Genomic DNA, 18,446 nt, shown 5'->3' with positions numbered 1-18,446 from the left:
TCCGCTCCACCAGTAGCTGGTTCTGCGCGTTCCTCTGGTGCTGAACGCTTCGGTTCATCACCGTGCTTAGTACGACAGCAGCACAGTGTTATGCCTGTTGATATGTGCGGTGTTGTCGCTGGTAGTGGCTGTGACGGGCGCGGGTTTGGTGGCGTCGGCGCCAGGTAGACCAGTGCTGGATGTGTGCTCGGGGGTGTATTGGACGGGTGAGGGTGGCCCAGAGTCGTCGTATTTCGTTGCAGGATAACGGGATCAGCCGGTCAGGATCGGTTCTGGCGCTCCCTTTTCCGGCGCCGGATGGGGCGGTGGTGGGGTGCGGATGCGTTCAGCGTGGGCGGTCACGGCCAGGAACGCCGCGGCGAGCATGGCCAGGGTGATGTGCCGGTACCACGCGATGTACTTGCGGACTTGATAATGGTCCAGCCCGGTCTCGTTCTTGGCGAACTGGAACGTTTCCTTCACCGCCCAACGGGATCCGGCCACGCGCACCAGTTCCGCGAGTGGCACCGGACCGGCGGTGTGGCAGACGTAGTAGGCCAGATCGGTCGGATCGCTGATCGAGCGACGCACCAGCAGCTGATGCCGCTCGCCGGGACCGGGATCGATCAGCAGCCAGTCATACAAGCGGTGGCCCTTGCTGCCCCGCCCGGCCGAGAGCCGCTGCCAGCCCCGCGCCGGTGCCCGGCCGGCCAGCACGTCCGCGCGCGCCGGCCCGGTCGGCGTGGTCACCTGGTAATCGCAGGACACCGCCAGCACGTAGTTCACCGCCTGCTCGGCCAGCCAGTCGCGCAGGGCCGGGTTGTCGCCGTAGAGCTCGTCCGCGGTGAACCAGCCCACCGTGACCCCGGCCTCCAGCAGCCGGGCGAGCATCCGGCGGGCCAGCTCGGGTTTGGTCGCGAACTCGACCTCGTCGCCGATCCCGGCCTCGCGACAGCGATCCCGGTCGGCACACCAGGACTTCTGCGGCAGGTAGAGCTCCCGGTCGATCAACGCCCGGCCATGCCGGGAGACATAGGTCAGAAACACGCCGACCTGACAGTTGTCGATCTTGCCCGAGGTGCCGGTGTACTGGCGTTGCACACCCGCGGATTTGGTGCCCTTCTTGATGAATCCGGTCTCGTCGCCGACGAACACCCCACTCGGGTCATCCAGATGCGCCAGCACGTAGCCACGCACATCGTCGCGCACCGCCTCGGCGTCCCAGCGGTAGAAGTTCAGCAGGCGCTGCATGCCGTCCGGGCTGCTCTCCCCGGCGAGCTCCGCCAACGACCAGGAGTTCTTGCGCTCCACACCAGACAGCAGCCCTAGTAGGTACTTCTGAGCACGGGCACGCGAATCGGCCTGCGCGAACCGGCCAGCTACCAGCGCGAACATGTCGTCAAACCCGGCCTGCCAGCGGGCGAAACCCTCGTCTACTACAGTCTCCGACGCGGCCACCGCGTCTTCCTCGAGTCCAATCACACCTCGAAGTTGATCACGCGGTGGCCGCACCCATGATCACGACCCCGCACCAAGATCACACTGTGCTGCTGTCGTATTAGACAATGCGAAAGCCCGGGCCACTGTGGGTGGCCCGGGCTTTCGGTGGTTCGGTTACGCGGCTAGCTTCGCGTAGACGATCACGTTGTCTTTGTAGCTATGTGCTGCTTTGTCGAAGACGCCGCCGCACGTGATCAGGCGCAGTTCGGACTCCGGAGTTTCGCCGTAGATGGCTTGCTCAGGCAGTTGCTCCTTCGGGACCTGCTCGGTACGGGTCGTCACGAAACGCAATTCTTTACCGTCTTTGCGTTTGACGAAGATCTCGTCGCCGACCTTCAACTCGTGCAGCTTATAGAAGATGCCCGGCTTCTTGTTGCCGTCGACGTGGCCGAGCAGGATCGACGGGCCAGCGTCGCCGGGAACCTGGCTGTACTTGTACCAAGCTGCCTGCATCGGCTGGTCGACCGGCGGTACGACGATCGATTTGTTGTTGTCCAAGCCCGCTTCCACGAGCGTCGACTCCGCCGAGATCTTCGGGATCCGCACGTTCGCCGGCTTGATCCGGCCGTCTTCTGTCGAACCAGCCGGCGTGGCTGCGTCCGACGTGGGCGTCGGGGCGGGAGCACCGGAATTGGCCGGGGGCGAGCCACAAGCGGCGAGGGCGAAGGTGAGGGTGGCCGCGATCAGGCCACCCATCAGCTTACGACGCATCAGATCGCGTGCAGAGCGGTTGCGCCGCCGCCGGTCTCGATCTTGCCCTTCGGCTTGATGACGGCCTTGCGGCGCACGTCATCGCCTGTCGGCTTCTTCGGCGGCGTCACGATCTCCGGGGTCACGGTGAACGTCGCGGTCAGCTTGTGGTCGTCGCACGAGGACGTGGCGGTGTGCTTGCCGGGAGTCGCGTCCTTCTTGACGAACGCGCCGATCGCGGTGATCTGGCCGTCGACGACGCGCGACTCGGGCACGAAGTCCAACACGGACGAAGCGAAGTTGCCGACCTTGCCCTCGGGGCAGAACACCGCGACGACGATGATGTCACCGCGCGCGACCGAACCCGGGTGAACAGCGATATCACCCTTGGGGGGCACGGGCGGGTCGCCCGCGTCGATCTTCTTCTGCGCCTTGGCGACGACCGCCTTCGCGGCGTCGTCGGCTGACTGGATGCGGGTGATGACCGGGTCGAGTGCCTTGCGGTCCGCCTGTTCCGGTACGGTCTTGAGGTAGTCGTCCGCCTCTGTGACGAAGTTGCCCGTGATGACGGAGAGCTCCTTGGCTGGGGCCAATGCTTTCTCCGCCTCGGCCTTGGTCTTCGCCGCGTCGACTGCCTTCTCGGCCGCCTTCACGTCGGCCTCGATCTTCTCGACGCGCTTGGTGTACTCGGCGATCTTCTTCTGTACGTCGCTCTGCGGCTGCTCGGTGCCGGTGTCGGGGTTGCCGGTGACCGGGTCGGCCAGTGCGGCGGGGGACACCAGTACCGCGGCGGAAACCGCGACGAGGACGGCACGCGAAAGCAGGCCCATCGATTTCTTCAAAGTTCTTTCTCCCCTAGTGACGCCATAACAGCGAAAAATCCCCCGAGTTGCGCTCAGCTAACCCGAGTACGGCGTTTTAGCCAAGGTAATTATTCGTGAACAACCTCACCGGCCAGACTTGTAACACAAGTCGAATTGCCAGGTCAGAGGTAAGAAACGGGCCTACGCGGTTACGGCGTGTTGCCCCCATCTTCGCGGTCCGCAGCCGATTTGGCAAGTGTCCCATCGGTGCCGACGGGTTGCCTGAACATGCTATTCCGTTACCGGAAAGTGACCTTTTGGGTTAACTGGTTAAGTGTCCAATTGTTTGGTTGTTTCACTCATTTCAGTCGCGACCCGGACGTACGTGGTCGGCCGATGACGAGGCTCGTCGACTTGATCACCTTGGGTAGTCGACGCGGTGACGTTCCGTCCGATGGGCTGGGGCGCAGCCCCAAGTTGTCACACTTCGGAATTATCAAGGTCACAGGGCTTGCTACTGATCGTGTTCGGGGGGAACATGCAGCGGGCTCACCAATGGGGCGGACGTCGGAGGCGGCATGCGCAAGATCGAGTTCGCCGAGTTGGGTGGCGGTCCCGTCGCTGACGGTAACGGTGTGCGGATCACCGGGCGCTGCTACAAGGGCCCGATCCGGGTCGGTGACTTCTTCACCGAAGCGCGTGGCGGTGGGGGCAAGTACGACATCGCGCTGAAGGTTGTCGCCGTCGTCTATCACGGCGAGTTCTTCACCGAGATGGTCAAGGGCCAGGGCGCGGAGATCGTCTTGGCCGGAAACGGTTTCGAGCGGGTCACGGCGGGCGTGCGCCTGCGTGGCCTGATGCCGTGACTCTCTGAATCGACATCACCCGGGCGCTTACTGGCTATTGACGCAGCCGTAGCGCATCTGTAACGCTCGGACTCCCGACCGCAAAAAAGTGACATCCAGCCGTAATATCCACGACAAGTGGTCGGAAGATCCAACCTTCTCGTTTACCCCTGCCCCCGGACGAGAGGTCAGCCCGGCATGACCAGATCTCGGTTATCAGCCACTTTCATCGCCGCCAGCCTTGCCCTGGCTGGCCTGTCGACCCCTGCCGTCGCGGCGCCGAGCAGCGACATCACGAGCATCAGCGACGGCGATCAGAACTCGTACTGGCAGAGCGGCGGCGCGCCCGCGCAGATCGACCTCGGCCAGGCCACAAGCATCTCCGGCGTGGTGCTGAAACTGCCCGCGAAGTGGGAGGCGCGGGCACAGCACCTGTCCGTGCAGGGCAGTTACGACGGCGTCGGCTACTTCACCATCGCCTCGGCCAAGGACTACAAGTTCGAGCCACGCGAGAACAACACCGTCCAGATTCCCTTCGGTGCCACGGTGACGCGGTACGTCCGGGTCGACTTCGCTGGCACGAACGGCGCGTTGGCCGAGGTCGAGACGACGCCGGCGATCCTGGCCGGACCGAACCTCGCGCTCGGCAAGACCTTGACCGCCAGCGGGTCCGTCGGCGGCTACGGTCCTGGAAACGCCAACGACTCGAACCAGACCACCTACTGGGAAAGCACGAACAACGCCTTCCCGCAGTGGCTTCAGGTCGACCTCGGCGCGTCGATCAGCACGACCCAGATCGTGGTGAAACTGCCCGTCGCCAACTGGGGCGCACGTACGCAGACCCTGACTGTCCGCGGCAGTGCGAACGGCACCACGTTCGCGGACCTCGTTGCCTCGGCGGCGTACCAGTTCAATCCGACGACCAACAACACCGTCACCATCAACTACACCGCGACGACACAGCGGTACCTGCGGCTGCACTTCACCGGGAACACGGGTTGGCCCGCGGGCCAGGTGTCCGAATTCGAGGTCTACGGCCCTGAAGGCGGCGACACACAACCGCCGACCGCCCCGGCTAACCTCAGGTACACGCAACCGGGCTCTGGGCAGATCAACCTGCAGTGGAACGCGGCCACAGACAACGTCGGCGTCACCGGCTACGACGTCTACGCCAACAACGTCCTGCGTACGAGCGTCACCGGACTGTCGTACACGGACAACCAACCAGACAGCGCGACGGTCACGTACTTCGTGCGTGCCAAGGACGCCGCGGGCAACCAGTCGCCTAACAGCAACAGCGTTACGCGCGTTGGACAAGGCAACGGCGGTACGAACCTTGCTGTCGGCACGCCGATCACAGCGTCCTCGACGGTGCACACGTTCGTTGCCACCAATGCCAACGACAACGACGTGAACACGTACTGGGAAGGCGCGGGCGGCTCGTATCCGAACACGCTGACCGTTCAGCTCGGCGCCAATGCGGACACAAGCTCGGTCGTTGTCCGCCTCAACCCGGCCGCTATCTGGGGCCCACGGACGCAGACCATCGAGGTCCTCGGCCGCGAGCAAAGCGCGTCTGCGCTGACCAGCCTGGTTCCGGCGACGACGTACAGCTTCGACCCGGCGACAGGTAACTCGGTGACGATCCCGGTCACCGCGCGCGCCGCTGACGTCCAGCTGAAGTTCACCGCGAATAGCGGCGCACCCGCCGGTCAGGCTGCGGAGTTCCAGGTCATCGGTGTCGCGGCGCCCAACCCTGACCTGACGGTCACCGCGTCGTCGTGGTCGCCTTCGTCGCCGGTGGAAACAGACACGATCACGACCAGTGCGACCGTCCGCAACGCCGGTGCTGTCGCGTCCGGTGCAACGGATCTGAACTTCTACCTCGGTACGAACAAGGTCGGCACTGCACAGGTTGCCGGGCTCGCGGCGGGCGCGCAAGCGACTGTCACGGCCACCATCGGCGCACAGACGGCCGGTTCGTACCAGTTGATCGCCAAGGTCGACGAGTCGAACAAGGTCATCGAGCAGAGCGAAGCCAACAACACCTTCACCAACGCGAGTTCGCTCGTGGTCAGCCCGGTCGCCAGCTCCGACCTGATCGCATCGCCGGTCAGCTGGACGCCGGACAACCCGTCGGCCGGTAACAGCGTCAGCTTCGCTGTCGCCATCAAGAACCAAGGCACCATCGCTTCGGCGAGTGGTGCGCACAACGTCACCTTGCAGGTGGCGAACGCGGACACGGGCGTCGTTGTCGCCAACCTCAGTGGCGTCCACAATGGCGTGATCGCCGCTGGAGCCACAACGGCGCCCGTGGCCCTTGGTACGTGGACCGCGGCCAACGGCCGGTACACGATCAAGACCGTGATCGCCAACGACGGCAACGAATTGCCCGTCAAGCAAGGCAACAACACCACTACCCAGTCGCTGTTCGTCGGTCGCGGCGCGAACATGCCGTACGACCACTACGAAGCCGAAACCGGCGTGCTCGCAGGCGGTGCGGCCGTCGTCGGTCCTAACCGGACAATCGGCGACCTCGCCGGTGAGGCGTCCGGACGGCGTGCGGTGACGTTGAACAGCACCGGCGCCTCGGTGGAGTTCACCAACCGGCAGGCGACGAACACCTTGGTCACCCGGTTCTCGATTCCGGACGCGCCGGGCGGCGGTGGCATCAACTCCACTTTGGACATCTTCGTCAACGGTACGTTCCACAAGGCGATCAACCTGACCTCGCGTTACTCGTGGCTGTATGGCAACGAAGCCAGCCCGGGCAACAGCCCCGGCGCGGGACCGCGGCACATCTACGACGAGGCAAGCGTTCTGCTCAACAGCACAGTGCCCGCGGGCAGCAAGATCCGGCTGCAGAAGTCCGCGTCGAACACGAGCACGTACGCGATCGACTTCGTGGACTTCGAGCAGGTTTCCGAGACCCCGAACCCGGATCCGGCGAAGTTCACCGTGCCAACCGGATTCGGCCACCAGGACGTGCAGAACGCTCTTGACCGGGTCCGGATGGACACCACCGGCAACCTCGTCGGCGTCTACCTGCCCAAGGGCGACTACCAGACCGGCAGCAAGTTCCAGGTGTACGGCAAGCCTGTCCAGGTCGTGGGCGCCGGGCCATGGTTCTCACGGTTCCTCGCGCCAGCCAACCAGGAAGGCACCGACATCGGTTTCCGGATCGAAGCGGCCGCGGGCGCATCGAAGTTCTCCGGATTCGCCTACTTCGGCAACTACGTGAACCGAATCGACGGGCCAGGCAAGGTCTTCGACGCCAACGGAGTCACCGGCCTGACAATAGACAACGTCTGGACCGAGCACATGGTGTGCTTGTTCTGGGGCGCGAACGTGCAGAACATCTCGATCACCAACTCGCGCATCCGAAACATGTGGGCCGACGGCGTCAACATGACCAACGGCAGCAAGAACAACCGCCTCAGCAACATCGACGCCCGGTCCACCGGCGACGACAGCTTCGCGTTGTTCGCCGCGACCGACGCGGGCGGCAGCGGGCAGAGCGGCAACGTGTACGAGAACCTTTCCTCCACCACCACGTGGCGGGCGGCAGGTCTCGCGGTGTACGGCGGGCAGAACAACACCTTCCGCAACCTGTACATCGCGGACACGTTGACCTACTCCGGTCTCACGATCAGCTCGCTGGACTTCGGGTATCCGATGGAAGGATTCGGGCCGGGGATCACGTCGTTCCAGAACATCTCGCTTGTCAGAGCCGGCGGGCATTTCTGGGGCGCGCAGACCTTCGGCGCGATCTGGATGTTCTCCGCGAGCAAGGTGTACCGAGGGATCCGGGTGTCCGATGTGGACATCGTGGATCCGACGTACAGCGGGATCATGTTCCAGACGAACTATGTCGGCGGCCAGCCACAGAACCCGATGACCGACTCGGTGCTGACCAACATCTCCATCAGCGGCGCGCGGCTGTCCGGTGACCAGTTCGAGGCCAAGTCCGGCTTCGGCTTGTGGGCCAACGAAATGCCCGAACCAGGGCAGGGCCCGGCGGTCGGCTCGGTGACGTTCAACAACCTGAGGTTCTCGAACAACCATCAGGACATCAAGAACACCACGAACACTTTCACCATCAACATCAACTAAGGGGTGAGTGACCCCGGGGCCGTACCGCCAGCGCCGGTACGGCCCCGGTTCCACATGGTCCCATGATCCAATCGCAAGGTATCTGTGACCAGTGCTAATGGGGGCTTGACGGGAGCACGCCGGTCCGCAGACTACAAGGGCGGGACGGGTGGAGGGGGTGCGTGAGGATGCCGGTGTCCTCCGTGGTGCGCAGGCGCTGTCGTGAGCTCCTACCAGCGGGGGAGCAGGTCAGGTACATGTTCCCGGCGAGCTCGGTCGCGGCGATGAGGGAATACCTCATCGTGGTCACCGACAACACCGTGACGGTATTGGGGTGCAGATGGTTCAGCCGTCACAGACCGGCTGGCGTGCTGGCAACGTATCCGCGCCGGACCAAGCTTGGGCCTGTTGAGTTGTACGGTTCGTTGTCGCCGACGGTCACGCTTGGGCCGTTGTTGCTGGAGATCGATGAGGAGTACGTCTCGGTTGTCCGGGCGGCGGACGCGGAGATCCTGACTGCTGACTACCTGCCGCCGGATCCGTTGCCGGATCTTTAGTGGTCACGATCGGAAGTCTGTCGGGGGTCTCGACGGCCCAGCTTCCCGCTAGGAGGCCGCTGAATAATCGGCGTGTCGCCCCAGGATGTGGGTTTGAGCTGGGAGAATCGTTTCATGCAGGGTGTGGAGCGTGGTGATCGGGAGCTGCTGGACGCGGAGGCGCTGGTCGGTCATCTGGTCCCGGCGGGGAGCATGTTCGCGTTCCTGGCCGGGCATCGCCGGAATCTGTTCCCCGATGGAGAGTTCGAGGATCTGTTCCCCTCGGGCAAGGGACGGCCCTCGATCCCGGCGTCGGTGATGGCCTCCATCCTGGTGTTGCAGACCCTGCATGATCTCTCGGATCGGGAGACCGCTGAGGCGGCCCGGTGTGACCTGCGGTGGAAGGTCGCGACCGGGATGGCATTGGACGACAAGGGATTCGACCCCTCGACGCTGGTGTACTGGCGCAAACGACTGGCCACCTCGGGGCGGCCGCATCGGATCAACGACGCGGTGCGCACGGTCGTCGAGGAGACCGGGATCCTGCGTGGCCGCCGCAAGCGGGCGGTGGATTCCACGATCCTGGCCGACGCGGTCGCCACCCAGGACACCATCACCCAGCTGATCTCGGCGATCCGGCGGGTGGATCGGCAGGTGCCCGGCGCGGCGGAGCAGATCGCGAAGGTGTGTACCGGCCATGACTACAGTCGGCCGGACAAGCCGAGGATCGACTGGGACGACCCGGCCGCCAGGGACGCGCTGGTCTCCGCGCTGGTCAACGATGCGAACGCGCTGGTGGCGGCGCTGGCCGATACCGAACTGGAAGGCGACGCGGAGTTCGCGTTGGCGTTGCTGGCGTTGGTCGCCGGTCAGGATGCCGAGCCCGCCGAGGGCAGTGACGGCACTGATGGGCGGTGGCGGATCGCCCGCAAGGTCGCCCCGGACCGGGTGGTGTCCACAGTGGATCCGGATGCGCGGCATACCCGCAAGTCCCCGGAGAACCGGCGGGACGGGTATCGGGCGCACGTGGCGGCCGAGCCCGAGACCGGGATCGTCACCGACGAGAAGGTGACCACGGCCGCCGGCACGGAGAACTCCGACCCCGCTGTGGCCGAGGAGTTCCTCGACGCCGAGGACGGCAAGCGCGCGTGGTACGGCGATTCCGCCTATGGCACAGGGGATCTACGCGGTGGGATCGACGATGCCGGGCATGAGGCGGTGATCAAGCCCAAGCCGCTGCGGGCTCCGGTCGAGGGCGACTTCACCGTGGACGACTTCACCGTGGACGACTTCACCGTGGACGACTTCACCGTGGACGAGCAAGCGGGCACGGTCACCTGCCCCAACGACATCACCCGCCCGATCAGCCGGACCCGGGTCGCCACCTTTGGCGCTCTCTGTCGTGCCTGCTCACTGCGTGCACAGTGCACCACGTCCAAGACCGGCCGTAAAATCGTTCTGCACCCACGAGATGACCTGCTGCGCCAAGCCCGACGCGACTGGGCGGACAAGCCCGAACTGCGCGAGAGCTACAGGACGTTCCGCCCCAACGTGGAACGGGTCATCTCCCAGATCGCCAGCCGCGGTGGCCGACGTCTCAAACTCCGATATCTAGGCACCGGCAAGAACAACGCCTGGCTCAAACGCCGCACCGCAGCCTTGAACCTCCGCAACCTCATCGGTCGCGGCCTGACCCATGCGGCGGGCGCTTGGACCCTGGCTACCTGAGGGAAACCACGGCCCAACCCCCAGTCTTGGGGGTTGTGAACCTCGTCGAGCAACCGCCCTGGGCTCCCTGAACGCCCAGCATCGCCCATGAATCAGCAAGGCCCAGGTCCTCGCCTGCCATCACTCGGTGACAACCAACCCGCAAACCACCCTAATTCAGCGGCCTCCTAGCCAGATTTTCCTCTGGGCAGCACCGACCAAAGGCGCCGGTACAACACCGGTACCGGCCCCTTCGCCCGGCACACTCAGCGAAAACCTGGATCCGCCGAATACCCCCAACGAACTTCCGATCGCAACCACTAATCCAGTATTTCTGCCAGGTATCGGGTTACTGGCCATGCGCCTTCGACGTCGTTGGATATCACCGTGTACGTAAGACCGGTCGATGGATTGTGCGTGCTGCGGAATGACACTCCTGCGTCATAGCCTTCGAGCATTACCTTTCCGCCAGGAAGCCAGAAACCTAGGCCGTACTGGTCGCTGTGCGGGCGGGTCATTGTCGCGACCCAATCGGGCGGCACGATCGAACCGTTGTAAAGGGCGGACCATAAGGCCGTGAAATCCGCTGTGGTGGAGTACACCCCGCCGTCGCCGTTGCCGCGAACCGGCAAGTGGAAGACGTTGGTACGGTCGCCAACGTAGCCAACCGCAGTGCGCGGCTCAGGCTCGTCGCTACGCAGGAAATCGGTCGAAGTCATCCCGGCCGGAACGCACACGCGTTCCCGGACAAGCGTGTGGAATGGCGTGCCGCTGACGCGTTCGGCGATCAGGGCGAGGACCACGTAACCGCCATTGCAGTAAGCGAAATCGGTCCCTGGTGCGAACTGCTGCGGGAACCCGTCAAGGAAAGGCAGATATTGCGACGTGTCGGCGAGATTCTGCGGTGACGCGGGCAGCTCGAAGTCACCTTCGTCGGGGCAGTAGTCGCCGATCCCGGATCGATGAGCAAGCAAATGTTCCACCGTCACAGCGTCATCGATCAACGGCAGATCCTTGCCCAGCACCGATCGTGCGGTCGTCGACAGCTCCAGCACCCCGGACACGATCAGGCTGACGACCGTCAACGCGGTCAATCCCTTGACGCCACTGGCGATCGCGAACCTTGTGTCCACTGTGTTCGGGATCTGGTAGCCGCGATGCGCGTAGCCATAGGCCGAAGCGAACTCGACCTGGCCGCCGCGGTCGACCGACACCACACCGGAGAAGCCGGAGAGCACCGAATCGGGGAGCATCACGTCGACAGGGTGACGACTTGGTTGCGGCCGTTGGACTTCGCTGTGTAGACGGCCGAGTCCGCGGTCAGCATCAGCTGCTCCAATGTCGTGCCGCTGCTGGGATAGATCGCCACACCGATCGACGCGCTGAGGTTGTTGATCATCGTTTCGCCGGTTTCGGTCGGCACGGCTATTTCCAGTTCGGTCACCCGCTCCCGAAGCCGTTCCGCGGTCGCCACGACGTCCGTCGGTGAGGAATCCGGGATCAGGACGGCGAATTCCTCGCCGCCGAATCGGCCAGCTGAGTCGTAGTCACGCAACTCTTGCTGGAGCATTCGGGCGATCGCTTTCAGCACTTCGTCGCCTGCCAGATGGCCGTACGTGTCGTTGACCCGTTTGAAGTAATCGAGGTCGACCATCATCACACCGAAACATGACTGCTGCCGCGTCGCGCGGGAAAGTTCGTTCTTCGCTGCTTCATGCCACGCGGTCGCGTTCAACAAACCTGTCTTCTGATCGGTAATCGCCAACTCTTCCAGTTGTTTGACCAGAACCGCTCGGTGCAGCACCAGCAATGGCGGCATGATCAGCACGATCAGATAAGGAATGTTGTCCAATGCCAGTGCGGTCAGCGAGCCGAGGCAGAGCGTCGCGATTTCCAGTGCCAGATCCGGCCAGGACACCAGGATGTGGCTCGGCCTGCCGTGCAACGTGGCCGCCGTGGCGATCAGGATGTTGTTGACCACCAGGAACACCAGGGTGGCCAGCGCGATGATGATCGGTGTCGTGCTCGACGCGGTCCAGCCGTGGCTGCGCTGGAGCATCATTCCCGCGGTGTACATGCCGCCGGCCGCATAGGCACACAACATGATCATCGACGCGGAGAACACCACGCGGTGGATCGGGCGGGTGCCCATCTTGCGCTGAATCCGCAGCCAGAGGTGGCCGTAGACGATGATCACCAGCAGCCCGGCCAGGCTGTACGGCAGCAGCAGCACACCGGCGAACACCCAGACCGAGGTCATGTTCACGTGTGGCGCGTTGGTGATCAGCCGCCGTGCCTTCTCGATCTTGCGGCTCGCTTCGGCCTGCAGCAGCGCGAACCCGACCAGCACCCCGAACTGCCACCAATGCCGCGTAGTCACGTCGTTACTGAATGCGAAGAAAATCGTCAGCGCGGCTACGGCGAGTTCGATAGTGAGGAAGAATCGCACCAGCGCGCGCGGTTGCCGCCACAGCGACCACGCGCCGGGGCGGAAGCGCTTGATGGAGCCGCTCACACTTTCCTCCCCGCTCAACCACTGGAACGTGGACTTCTTCAAGCTACACTCTCAATTGCCGAATCGATGCACGTGAAAGAGGTACCGGCCATGGGCGGGATCGAATACTGAATTCCTCACACACCGGTAGCGGGCTGTGTTGCGGTGGTGGCCCGGCGATTCAAGGCCACCGCCGCCGGAACGGCGATCACGGCACCTAGCGCGCCGGCGACGGCCACGGTCTGCGCGACCCCGACGTAGTCGGCCAGGATTCCGGCGAGCAGGACGCCAACTCCTTGTGCGGTCAGCACTCCCGAGTTCAGCAGGCCCATCACCGAGGCGCGGCTGTCGGCTGGCGTCGACGTGCCGAACGCGGCGCCGACCAGGACCTGGTACGCGGTGAACATCCCGCTGACGAACAGAATCGCCAGCACTGGCACCAAACCTGGCCGAAGCGCGCACAGCACCAAGATCACTCCGGCGAGTGCGGCCATCGGGCCGACCAGTCGCAGCCGGGTGTCGGCTGGGACGAATTTGGTGATCACCCACGCGCCGACGACGAGCCCAGCGGCCGGGGCGCCCATCACGAGACCGACCATTTTGGTCGTTTCGCCCATCTCGGCGACCCACGCGGTCGCGAGTCCTTCTGGTCCGATGTAGAGCCCGGCGAGCATGCCAAGAACGAACAGTGCGGGCAGTCCAGGGATGCCCGCGATCACCCTGGCACCGTGGATCGACGAGGCCCAGAACGCGCGCCGCGACTTCGGATTCTGCGGCGCCGGACGCCGAGGCACAGCGAGCCGCAGCAGCAGCGCGGACGCCACGAACGTCAACGCGTCGGCCGCAAGCGCGAGGTACGGGTTGATCAGCGCGACGACCAGACCGCCCAAGGCGAAGCCGAGCAACTGTGCCGTTTGGATGGTGATGCTGCGGATCGCCAGTCCGGCGACGTACGCCTCGCCGCTGAGCACCTCAGGCAACAGCGCCAGCCGGGCCGACCTGAAAGGACCGCCGACGAGCGACACACCGGCCATCGCCACGCAGACAACGCCAAGGGGCATCCCGGGGAACGCCATCAGCACCACGAGGCTCGCCGAGATCAAGTCACAAACGATCATGACCTCGCGCCGGGGGAACCGGTCGGCGAGGCCGGACAGCAGCGCCGATCCCAGGAAGGACGGCGTGTAGCTCAACGCGATGGTCAGCGCGGCCAGCGCGGCCGAATTCGTCCGTGAATAAACGAGGACCGCGAGAGCGACGCGGGCAAGCTGGTCACCGAGCTGGGAAAGCGCCTCCGCGGCCCACAGTGCACGAAACTCGCGTACGCCGAAGGCCGAGCGGAACCCAGAACGCTGCGCTGCTTGTGTCATATCGACAACCAATGTAGGTGCCGACGGTCACTAAGCCAATACCGCGCGAAATCGGTGACTCACGCATCCGGAGGATGCGATCACACACCGTTATGAAAGCGGTACCGGGTCGGTGTCGGCGCACCGACCCGGCACCTACCTCCCTGTGGAGCGGTTCCGCCGCTGTCATTGACCGGAGGCAACGGACCGGATGAAGAAAATATGCCGTCAGCCACTAGCTCTCGCTCATCCGAAAGGGGTATCAAGAACACTTATGGCTGAGTTGGAGCTACGCCACCTCCGTGCGGTCTGCGCCATTGCCGAAGAAGGCAGTGTGACCAAGGCCGCAGCGCGGCTCGGGCTCACCCAGCCCGCGCTCAGCGCGCAACTGCGTTCGGTCGAGCGCTTGGTAGGCGGGCAGCTGTTCGAACGCACCCCAGCGGGCAGCGTCCCGACGGACCTCGGGCGATACGTGATCCGCTCGGCGCACGTGGTCCTCGACGACCTTTCCCAACTGCTCTCGTCGGCACGGGAACGCGCCAGCGTCCCGTCCCAAGGTCCGTTCGTCGCCGCCGCGATGCCCATGCTGTGGGTGAGTCAGCTGGTCGACGAGCTGCGCGCGCGGTTCCGGTGTACCGAGGTGCGAACCGAGATCGACTGGTCGTGGCAGACGTTGCTGGACATGCTCGTGTCCAAACGCGCCAACCTGGCCGTGTTCGACTACTTCGAAGGTGTCGACCGCAGGCATCTGAGCGGTGTCGAAGTGCGGACGTTGCTGCACGAGCCACAGTTCGTCGCGGTCCCGGCGGATAGTGACTTAGCTGGGTATGACGTCGTGCCCCTCGCCGAGCTGGAGAAATTCGACTGGGTCGCGCTGCCCCCGGAGTACGACAGCGCCCGGATGCAGCTGCATACCGCGTGCGCGGCCCTGGGGTTCACGCCGAGGATCACGCATCACGTGAGCGAGACCGGCAACGCGAGGCAGTTGATCGCCGCGGGTGCGGTGTCGCTGGCCTCGCCTGCGTCTCGCAACTGGGACGGGATCGTCATCCGGCCGTTGGCAGGCGACCCGATCTCGATCCGGATCATGGTCGCTACCAGGACCGATGGGCTCGTCGCCGGTCGCGCGCACGAGGCTTTCGCCTGTGCGGCGCACGCGTATCGGGCCGTGGTGGATCGCAACCCGCACTTCACCAAGTGGTGGGCAGAGCATCCGGAAGCCCACGTGGAACTGGACGCGGCCCTGCGCCTTGCCCGCCCGAGCTCTCCCCAATAAAACGTGAATATGGTTCATGTGGCGGCTTCCGGGAAGTCACCTGGGCCCGGTATGCACTGCCCATGCGCAGAATTGCCGTAGTCGCCCTGCTGGCGACGGTGAGCATGACCCTGGTCCCAGCTATCGCGCAGGCCGCGTCGCCAGTGGGACCGTGGAATCCGCTCGGCTCCGACCGAGCTCGCCCGCTGGACGAGAGCCAAGGCCTCGCCACCATTGTCCGTCCAAACGAGACGATCATCCGCTATACCGGGGTCGGCACGATCCCGGTCGGCATCTCCACCCGCGGCTGGAACCACGTCGGCGACCCAGGCGCTGGCAACGGCTACTACGTCGAGCCCTACCAGCGCGACGACCGCGGCGCCAAGCTGTTCCGCGTCCAGGCGCCGAACAACCAGTGGTCGGAGTACATGCACGCGCTGGAATCGTGGGAGGCCAACAACAACTCCTTCTCAGCGGTCTCGCCGGACGGTCAGTGGATGGTCGCGGGCGAGTGGGGCACGAAGGACCGCCTGCTCGTGCATCCCATGCCGGGCATCAGGTTCACCACGCCAGCGCAGAACTTGCCGTTGGCCGGGCAGATCCGGCTCGACCGGCAGGTTCGTGACGTCCAGGGCTGCGACTTCACCTCGCCGACCCAGCTGCTGTGCGCATCCGACGACCCGGAAGGCTCGTTGTTCGGCATCAAGAAACCGTTGCTGCAAGTGGATTTGACGGCTCCGCTGAATGGCAGTGACGTCGACGGCAAGGTCACCGCGCTCGGCCAGCTGCCGCTGGAAAGTGGCTGTAGCGGCGACTTCGAGGTCGAGGGCATCGACTACGACGAGCGGGACGGCACCCTGCGGGTCGTGGTTCTCTCGCCGGGCATCTGCCTGTTGTTCGACAGCAAGACGTGGCGCTTCCGTAAATAGCTTTGACTCTCCAGTAACGAGAGACTTTAACGTCGCTCGCCGTCAAGGAAAGGACGGCGAGCGATGCCACCAAAGAAACAAAGCCATCAGGTGACGATGGCGCTCCCGGCCGGTGAAGCGCCGGTCGCCGAGCTCGGCAAGATGCTCGGGATGACCGGGGTCAACCTGGTCGCGCTGAAAAAGGAATACGACGCGCGGACCGTGGCGCAGCGCGGGGAAATCGTGCCCGCCGTGATCACGATCTTCGACGACCGCTCATTCACCCTCAAACTCAAGACGCCGCCGACATCGTTTCTGATCAAGCAGGCGACCAACGGCAGCAAAACCTTGAGCCACGACCAGCTGAGGGCGATCGCTGAGCGGAAGATGCCGGACCTGAACACCACCGACATCGACGCCGCGATGCGGACCGTCGCGGGAACCGCGCGGTCGATGGGGGTGAAGGTCAGCTGATCTGCTCGAGGACGCCGAGTAGGTCAGCGGTTGGGCCGCAGTGTCCAGGTGACGGTCACTTCCGCGGTGGTCACGTCCTCCGCGTTGCGGATGGTCACGTGCACCGGGAACTCAGGGCGCGTGCCGTTGTCCAGTTCGGCCACGATCTCTTCGGGCGCGCGGCCAAGAACGGCCTCCGCTGTCAGGTCGCCCATCGCGACCTTCTTGTAGTCGATCTCCGAACGCTTGACCAGCGGTGTCGCGCGCGCCAGTTGGTCGCTGAACGACGCCATCACGACCGCGCCAGACGCGGTCTCGGCCAGGCCGAACGCGACGGCTGCGTGCGCGCCACCGACGTGGTTGTGGTTGACCGGGTTGTCGGGCAGGACCGTGACGACACGGTCACTGGCGACCTCCTTGAACTCGATCCCAGCCGTCCTGACCCACGGCACGGTCGCTTTCATCGCATCGCCGAGCATGCTCAAGTCCATGGCCTGATACTACTCATGAGTAACTTAAGGGGGCGATAGGATCTGGCACCGTGCATCAGCCCGCGATTACCGACCTCGCCGCCGCAGACCCCGAGATCGCGGGTCTGGTCGAGCAGGAAGCCAAGCGCCAGTACGAGAAGATCCGGCTCATCGCGTCGGAGAACTACGTATCCACCGCGGTCCTCGAAGCGACCGGAACGGTGCTGACCAACAAGTACTCCGAGGGATACGCCGGCAAGCGGTACTACGAAGGCCAGCAGGTCATCGACCCGGTCGAGAACCTGGCCATCGAGCGTGCCAAGGCCGTGTTCGGCGTCGAGCACGCCAACGTGCAGCCCTACTCCGGTTCCCCAGCCAACCTCGCCGTCTACCTCGCGTTCCTACAGCCCGGCGAGACCGTCATGGGCATGGCGTTGCCCGCTGGCGGTCACCTCACGCACGGTTGGAATGTCTCCGCGACCGGCAAGTGGTTCCGCAGCGTCGCGTACGGCGTCCGGAAGGACACCGGCCAGGTTGACCTCGACGAGGTCCGCGACCTGGCACTCGCCGAGCGCCCGAAGGTGATTTGGTGCGGTGGCACGGCCATCCCGCGCACCATCGACTACCCGGGTTTCGCCGCGATCGCGCAGGAAGTCGGGGCCGTGCTGGCCGCCGACATCGCGCACATCGCAGGCCTCATCGCCGGTGGCGCGCACCCGTCGCCCGTTGGACACGCGCCGGTCATCACGACCACGACCCACAAGACCCTGCGCGGCCCGCGTGGCGCCATGATCCTGTCGGACGCCGAGCACGCGAAGGCTCTGGACAGGGCCGTTTTCCCGGGTCTGCAGGGCGGTCCGCACAACCACACGACGGCCGCCATCGCGGTCGCGTTGGGTGAGGCCAGCAAGCCCGAGTTCTCCACGTACGCGCACGCCATCGTGGCCAACGCCAAAGCGCTGGCCGAGGCGCTTGTCGAGCGTGGCTTCGACCTGGTGACCGGTGGCACGGACAACCACCTGATCCTGATCGACCTGACCAACAAGGGCATCGCGGGCAAGCCCGCCGCGAAGGCACTGGACCGGGCGGGCATCGAGCTGAACTACAACTCGGTTCCGTTCGACCCGCGCAAGCCGTTCGACCCGTCCGGCCTGCGGTTGGGCACCGGCGCGATCACCACGCGCGGCCTTGGCACCGACCAGATGGTCAAGGTCGCCGAATGGATCGACCAGGTCGTGCAGGCCGAGAACAACGGCGACGAGGCCGCGATCGAGCGAATCGCGGGCGAGATCCGTGACCTGCTCGGCAACTACCCGATGCCGGGATGGCGCTGATAAAACCCCTCGTGAGTGGTTATGCGTGTTC

The 18,446-nt window shown here is 64.8% G+C and carries 15 protein-coding genes; 8 read left to right on the top strand and 7 right to left on the bottom strand.

Annotated elements, in window-relative coordinates:
• Positions 1 to 252 precede the first annotated feature (252 nt).
• The 3 genes from LWC34_RS41585 to LWC34_RS41575 all read right to left on the bottom strand — a co-directional run bounded on the left by LWC34_RS41585 (position 253) and on the right by LWC34_RS41575 (position 3,011).
• Positions 253 to 1,374: an IS701 family transposase gene (locus LWC34_RS41585; protein ID WP_233731021.1), complete on the bottom strand. Its 1,122-nt coding sequence runs from the start codon at positions 1,372 to 1,374 to the stop codon at positions 253 to 255.
• A gap of 219 nt (positions 1,375 to 1,593) precedes the next feature.
• Complete coding sequence (locus LWC34_RS41580; RefSeq protein WP_233730703.1) at positions 1,594 to 2,190, bottom strand: class F sortase; 597 nt, start codon at positions 2,188 to 2,190, stop codon at positions 1,594 to 1,596.
• Entirely contained in the window at positions 2,190 to 3,011 is an 822-nt protein-coding gene (locus LWC34_RS41575) for a hypothetical protein (RefSeq protein WP_233730702.1), read from the bottom strand. Before LWC34_RS41575 ends, LWC34_RS41580 begins: the two co-directional genes overlap by 1 nt.
• A 539-nt stretch (positions 3,012 to 3,550) precedes the next feature.
• Between LWC34_RS41575 and LWC34_RS41570 the strand changes: the two genes are divergently transcribed.
• From LWC34_RS41570 to LWC34_RS41555, 4 genes are all read left to right on the top strand, one after another.
• Positions 3,551 to 3,838, top strand: a complete 288-nt coding sequence (locus LWC34_RS41570) for a hypothetical protein (RefSeq protein ID WP_233730701.1) — start codon at positions 3,551 to 3,553, stop codon at positions 3,836 to 3,838.
• A gap of 177 nt (positions 3,839 to 4,015) precedes the next feature.
• Positions 4,016 to 7,930, top strand: a complete 3,915-nt coding sequence (locus LWC34_RS41565; protein ID WP_233730700.1) for a discoidin domain-containing protein — start codon at positions 4,016 to 4,018, stop codon at positions 7,928 to 7,930.
• Positions 7,931 to 8,097: 167 nt separating this feature from the next.
• Positions 8,098 to 8,466, top strand: coding sequence for a hypothetical protein (locus LWC34_RS41560; protein ID WP_233730699.1), 369 nt, complete (start codon positions 8,098 to 8,100; stop codon positions 8,464 to 8,466).
• Between the two features lie 114 nt (positions 8,467 to 8,580).
• Entirely contained in the window at positions 8,581 to 10,173 is a 1,593-nt protein-coding gene (locus LWC34_RS41555) for an IS1182 family transposase (RefSeq protein ID WP_233730698.1), read from the top strand.
• A 299-nt stretch (positions 10,174 to 10,472) separates the two neighbouring features.
• Here LWC34_RS41555 and LWC34_RS41550 read toward each other — a convergent pair whose 3' ends face one another.
• From LWC34_RS41550 to LWC34_RS41540, 3 genes are all read right to left on the bottom strand, one after another.
• Positions 10,473 to 11,405, bottom strand: coding sequence for a serine hydrolase domain-containing protein (locus LWC34_RS41550; RefSeq protein WP_233731020.1), 933 nt, complete (start codon positions 11,403 to 11,405; stop codon positions 10,473 to 10,475).
• Positions 11,405 to 12,667: a GGDEF domain-containing protein gene (locus LWC34_RS41545; RefSeq protein ID WP_233730697.1), complete on the bottom strand. Its 1,263-nt coding sequence runs from the start codon at positions 12,665 to 12,667 to the stop codon at positions 11,405 to 11,407. Before LWC34_RS41545 ends, LWC34_RS41550 begins: the two co-directional genes overlap by 1 nt.
• 116 nt (positions 12,668 to 12,783) lie before the next feature.
• The gene (locus tag LWC34_RS41540; RefSeq protein WP_233730696.1) at positions 12,784 to 14,016 is read right to left on the bottom strand and encodes an MFS transporter; all 1,233 of its coding nucleotides are present in this window, start codon (positions 14,014 to 14,016) and stop codon (positions 12,784 to 12,786) included.
• Positions 14,017 to 14,269: 253 nt separating this feature from the next.
• Between LWC34_RS41540 and LWC34_RS41535 the strand changes: the two genes are divergently transcribed.
• From LWC34_RS41535 to LWC34_RS41525, 3 genes are all read left to right on the top strand, one after another.
• A complete protein-coding gene (locus tag LWC34_RS41535; RefSeq protein WP_233730695.1) occupies positions 14,270 to 15,271 on the top strand; it encodes a LysR family transcriptional regulator in 1,002 nt (333 codons plus the stop codon).
• Positions 15,272 to 15,333: 62 nt separating this feature from the next.
• Positions 15,334 to 16,179 carry a hypothetical protein gene (locus LWC34_RS41530; protein WP_233730694.1) on the top strand — a complete coding sequence of 282 codons (846 nt, stop codon included), beginning with the start codon at positions 15,334 to 15,336 and terminating at the stop codon, positions 16,177 to 16,179.
• A gap of 63 nt (positions 16,180 to 16,242) precedes the next feature.
• Positions 16,243 to 16,632, top strand: coding sequence for an uL11 family ribosomal protein (locus tag LWC34_RS41525; RefSeq protein ID WP_233730693.1), 390 nt, complete (start codon positions 16,243 to 16,245; stop codon positions 16,630 to 16,632).
• Positions 16,633 to 16,655: 23 nt separating this feature from the next.
• Here the strand turns inward: LWC34_RS41525 and LWC34_RS41520 are convergent, their stop codons facing one another.
• Complete coding sequence (locus LWC34_RS41520; protein ID WP_233730692.1) at positions 16,656 to 17,102, bottom strand: DUF4442 domain-containing protein; 447 nt, start codon at positions 17,100 to 17,102, stop codon at positions 16,656 to 16,658.
• A gap of 50 nt (positions 17,103 to 17,152) precedes the next feature.
• Between LWC34_RS41520 and glyA the strand changes: the two genes are divergently transcribed.
• A complete protein-coding gene (gene glyA / locus LWC34_RS41515) occupies positions 17,153 to 18,415 on the top strand; it encodes a serine hydroxymethyltransferase (RefSeq protein WP_233730691.1) in 1,263 nt (420 codons plus the stop codon).
• Positions 18,416 to 18,446 lie beyond the last annotated feature (31 nt).

It is taken from the genome of Kibdelosporangium philippinense (assembly GCF_021390435.2).
Taxonomy (GTDB): domain Bacteria; phylum Actinomycetota; class Actinomycetes; order Mycobacteriales; family Pseudonocardiaceae; genus Kibdelosporangium; species Kibdelosporangium philippinense.
Note: the sequence above shows the minus strand (reverse complement) of the source record. Positions and strands in the feature narration are given on the sequence as shown.

What these genes read in the sequence shown, in the direction of transcription:
- LWC34_RS41525 (WP_233730693.1), top strand. Translation starts at nt 16,243, where the DNA reads ATGCCACCAAAGAAACAAAGCCATCAGGTGACGATGGCGCTCCCGGCC.
- LWC34_RS41550 (WP_233731020.1), bottom strand. Translation starts at nt 11,405, where the DNA reads ATGCTCCCCGATTCGGTGCTCTCCGGCTTCTCCGGTGTGGTGTCGGTC.
- LWC34_RS41555 (WP_233730698.1), top strand. Translation starts at nt 8,581, where the DNA reads ATGCAGGGTGTGGAGCGTGGTGATCGGGAGCTGCTGGACGCGGAGGCG.
- LWC34_RS41520 (WP_233730692.1), bottom strand. Translation starts at nt 17,102, where the DNA reads ATGGACTTGAGCATGCTCGGCGATGCGATGAAAGCGACCGTGCCGTGG.
- LWC34_RS41570 (WP_233730701.1), top strand. Translation starts at nt 3,551, where the DNA reads ATGCGCAAGATCGAGTTCGCCGAGTTGGGTGGCGGTCCCGTCGCTGAC.
- LWC34_RS41585 (WP_233731021.1), bottom strand. Translation starts at nt 1,374, where the DNA reads ATGTTCGCGCTGGTAGCTGGCCGGTTCGCGCAGGCCGATTCGCGTGCC.
- LWC34_RS41580 (WP_233730703.1), bottom strand. Translation starts at nt 2,190, where the DNA reads ATGCGTCGTAAGCTGATGGGTGGCCTGATCGCGGCCACCCTCACCTTC.
- LWC34_RS41540 (WP_233730696.1), bottom strand. Translation starts at nt 14,016, where the DNA reads ATGACACAAGCAGCGCAGCGTTCTGGGTTCCGCTCGGCCTTCGGCGTA.
- LWC34_RS41535 (WP_233730695.1), top strand. Translation starts at nt 14,270, where the DNA reads ATGGCTGAGTTGGAGCTACGCCACCTCCGTGCGGTCTGCGCCATTGCC.
- LWC34_RS41560 (WP_233730699.1), top strand. Translation starts at nt 8,098, where the DNA reads ATGCCGGTGTCCTCCGTGGTGCGCAGGCGCTGTCGTGAGCTCCTACCA.
- LWC34_RS41530 (WP_233730694.1), top strand. Translation starts at nt 15,334, where the DNA reads ATGCGCAGAATTGCCGTAGTCGCCCTGCTGGCGACGGTGAGCATGACC.
- LWC34_RS41565 (WP_233730700.1), top strand. Translation starts at nt 4,016, where the DNA reads ATGACCAGATCTCGGTTATCAGCCACTTTCATCGCCGCCAGCCTTGCC.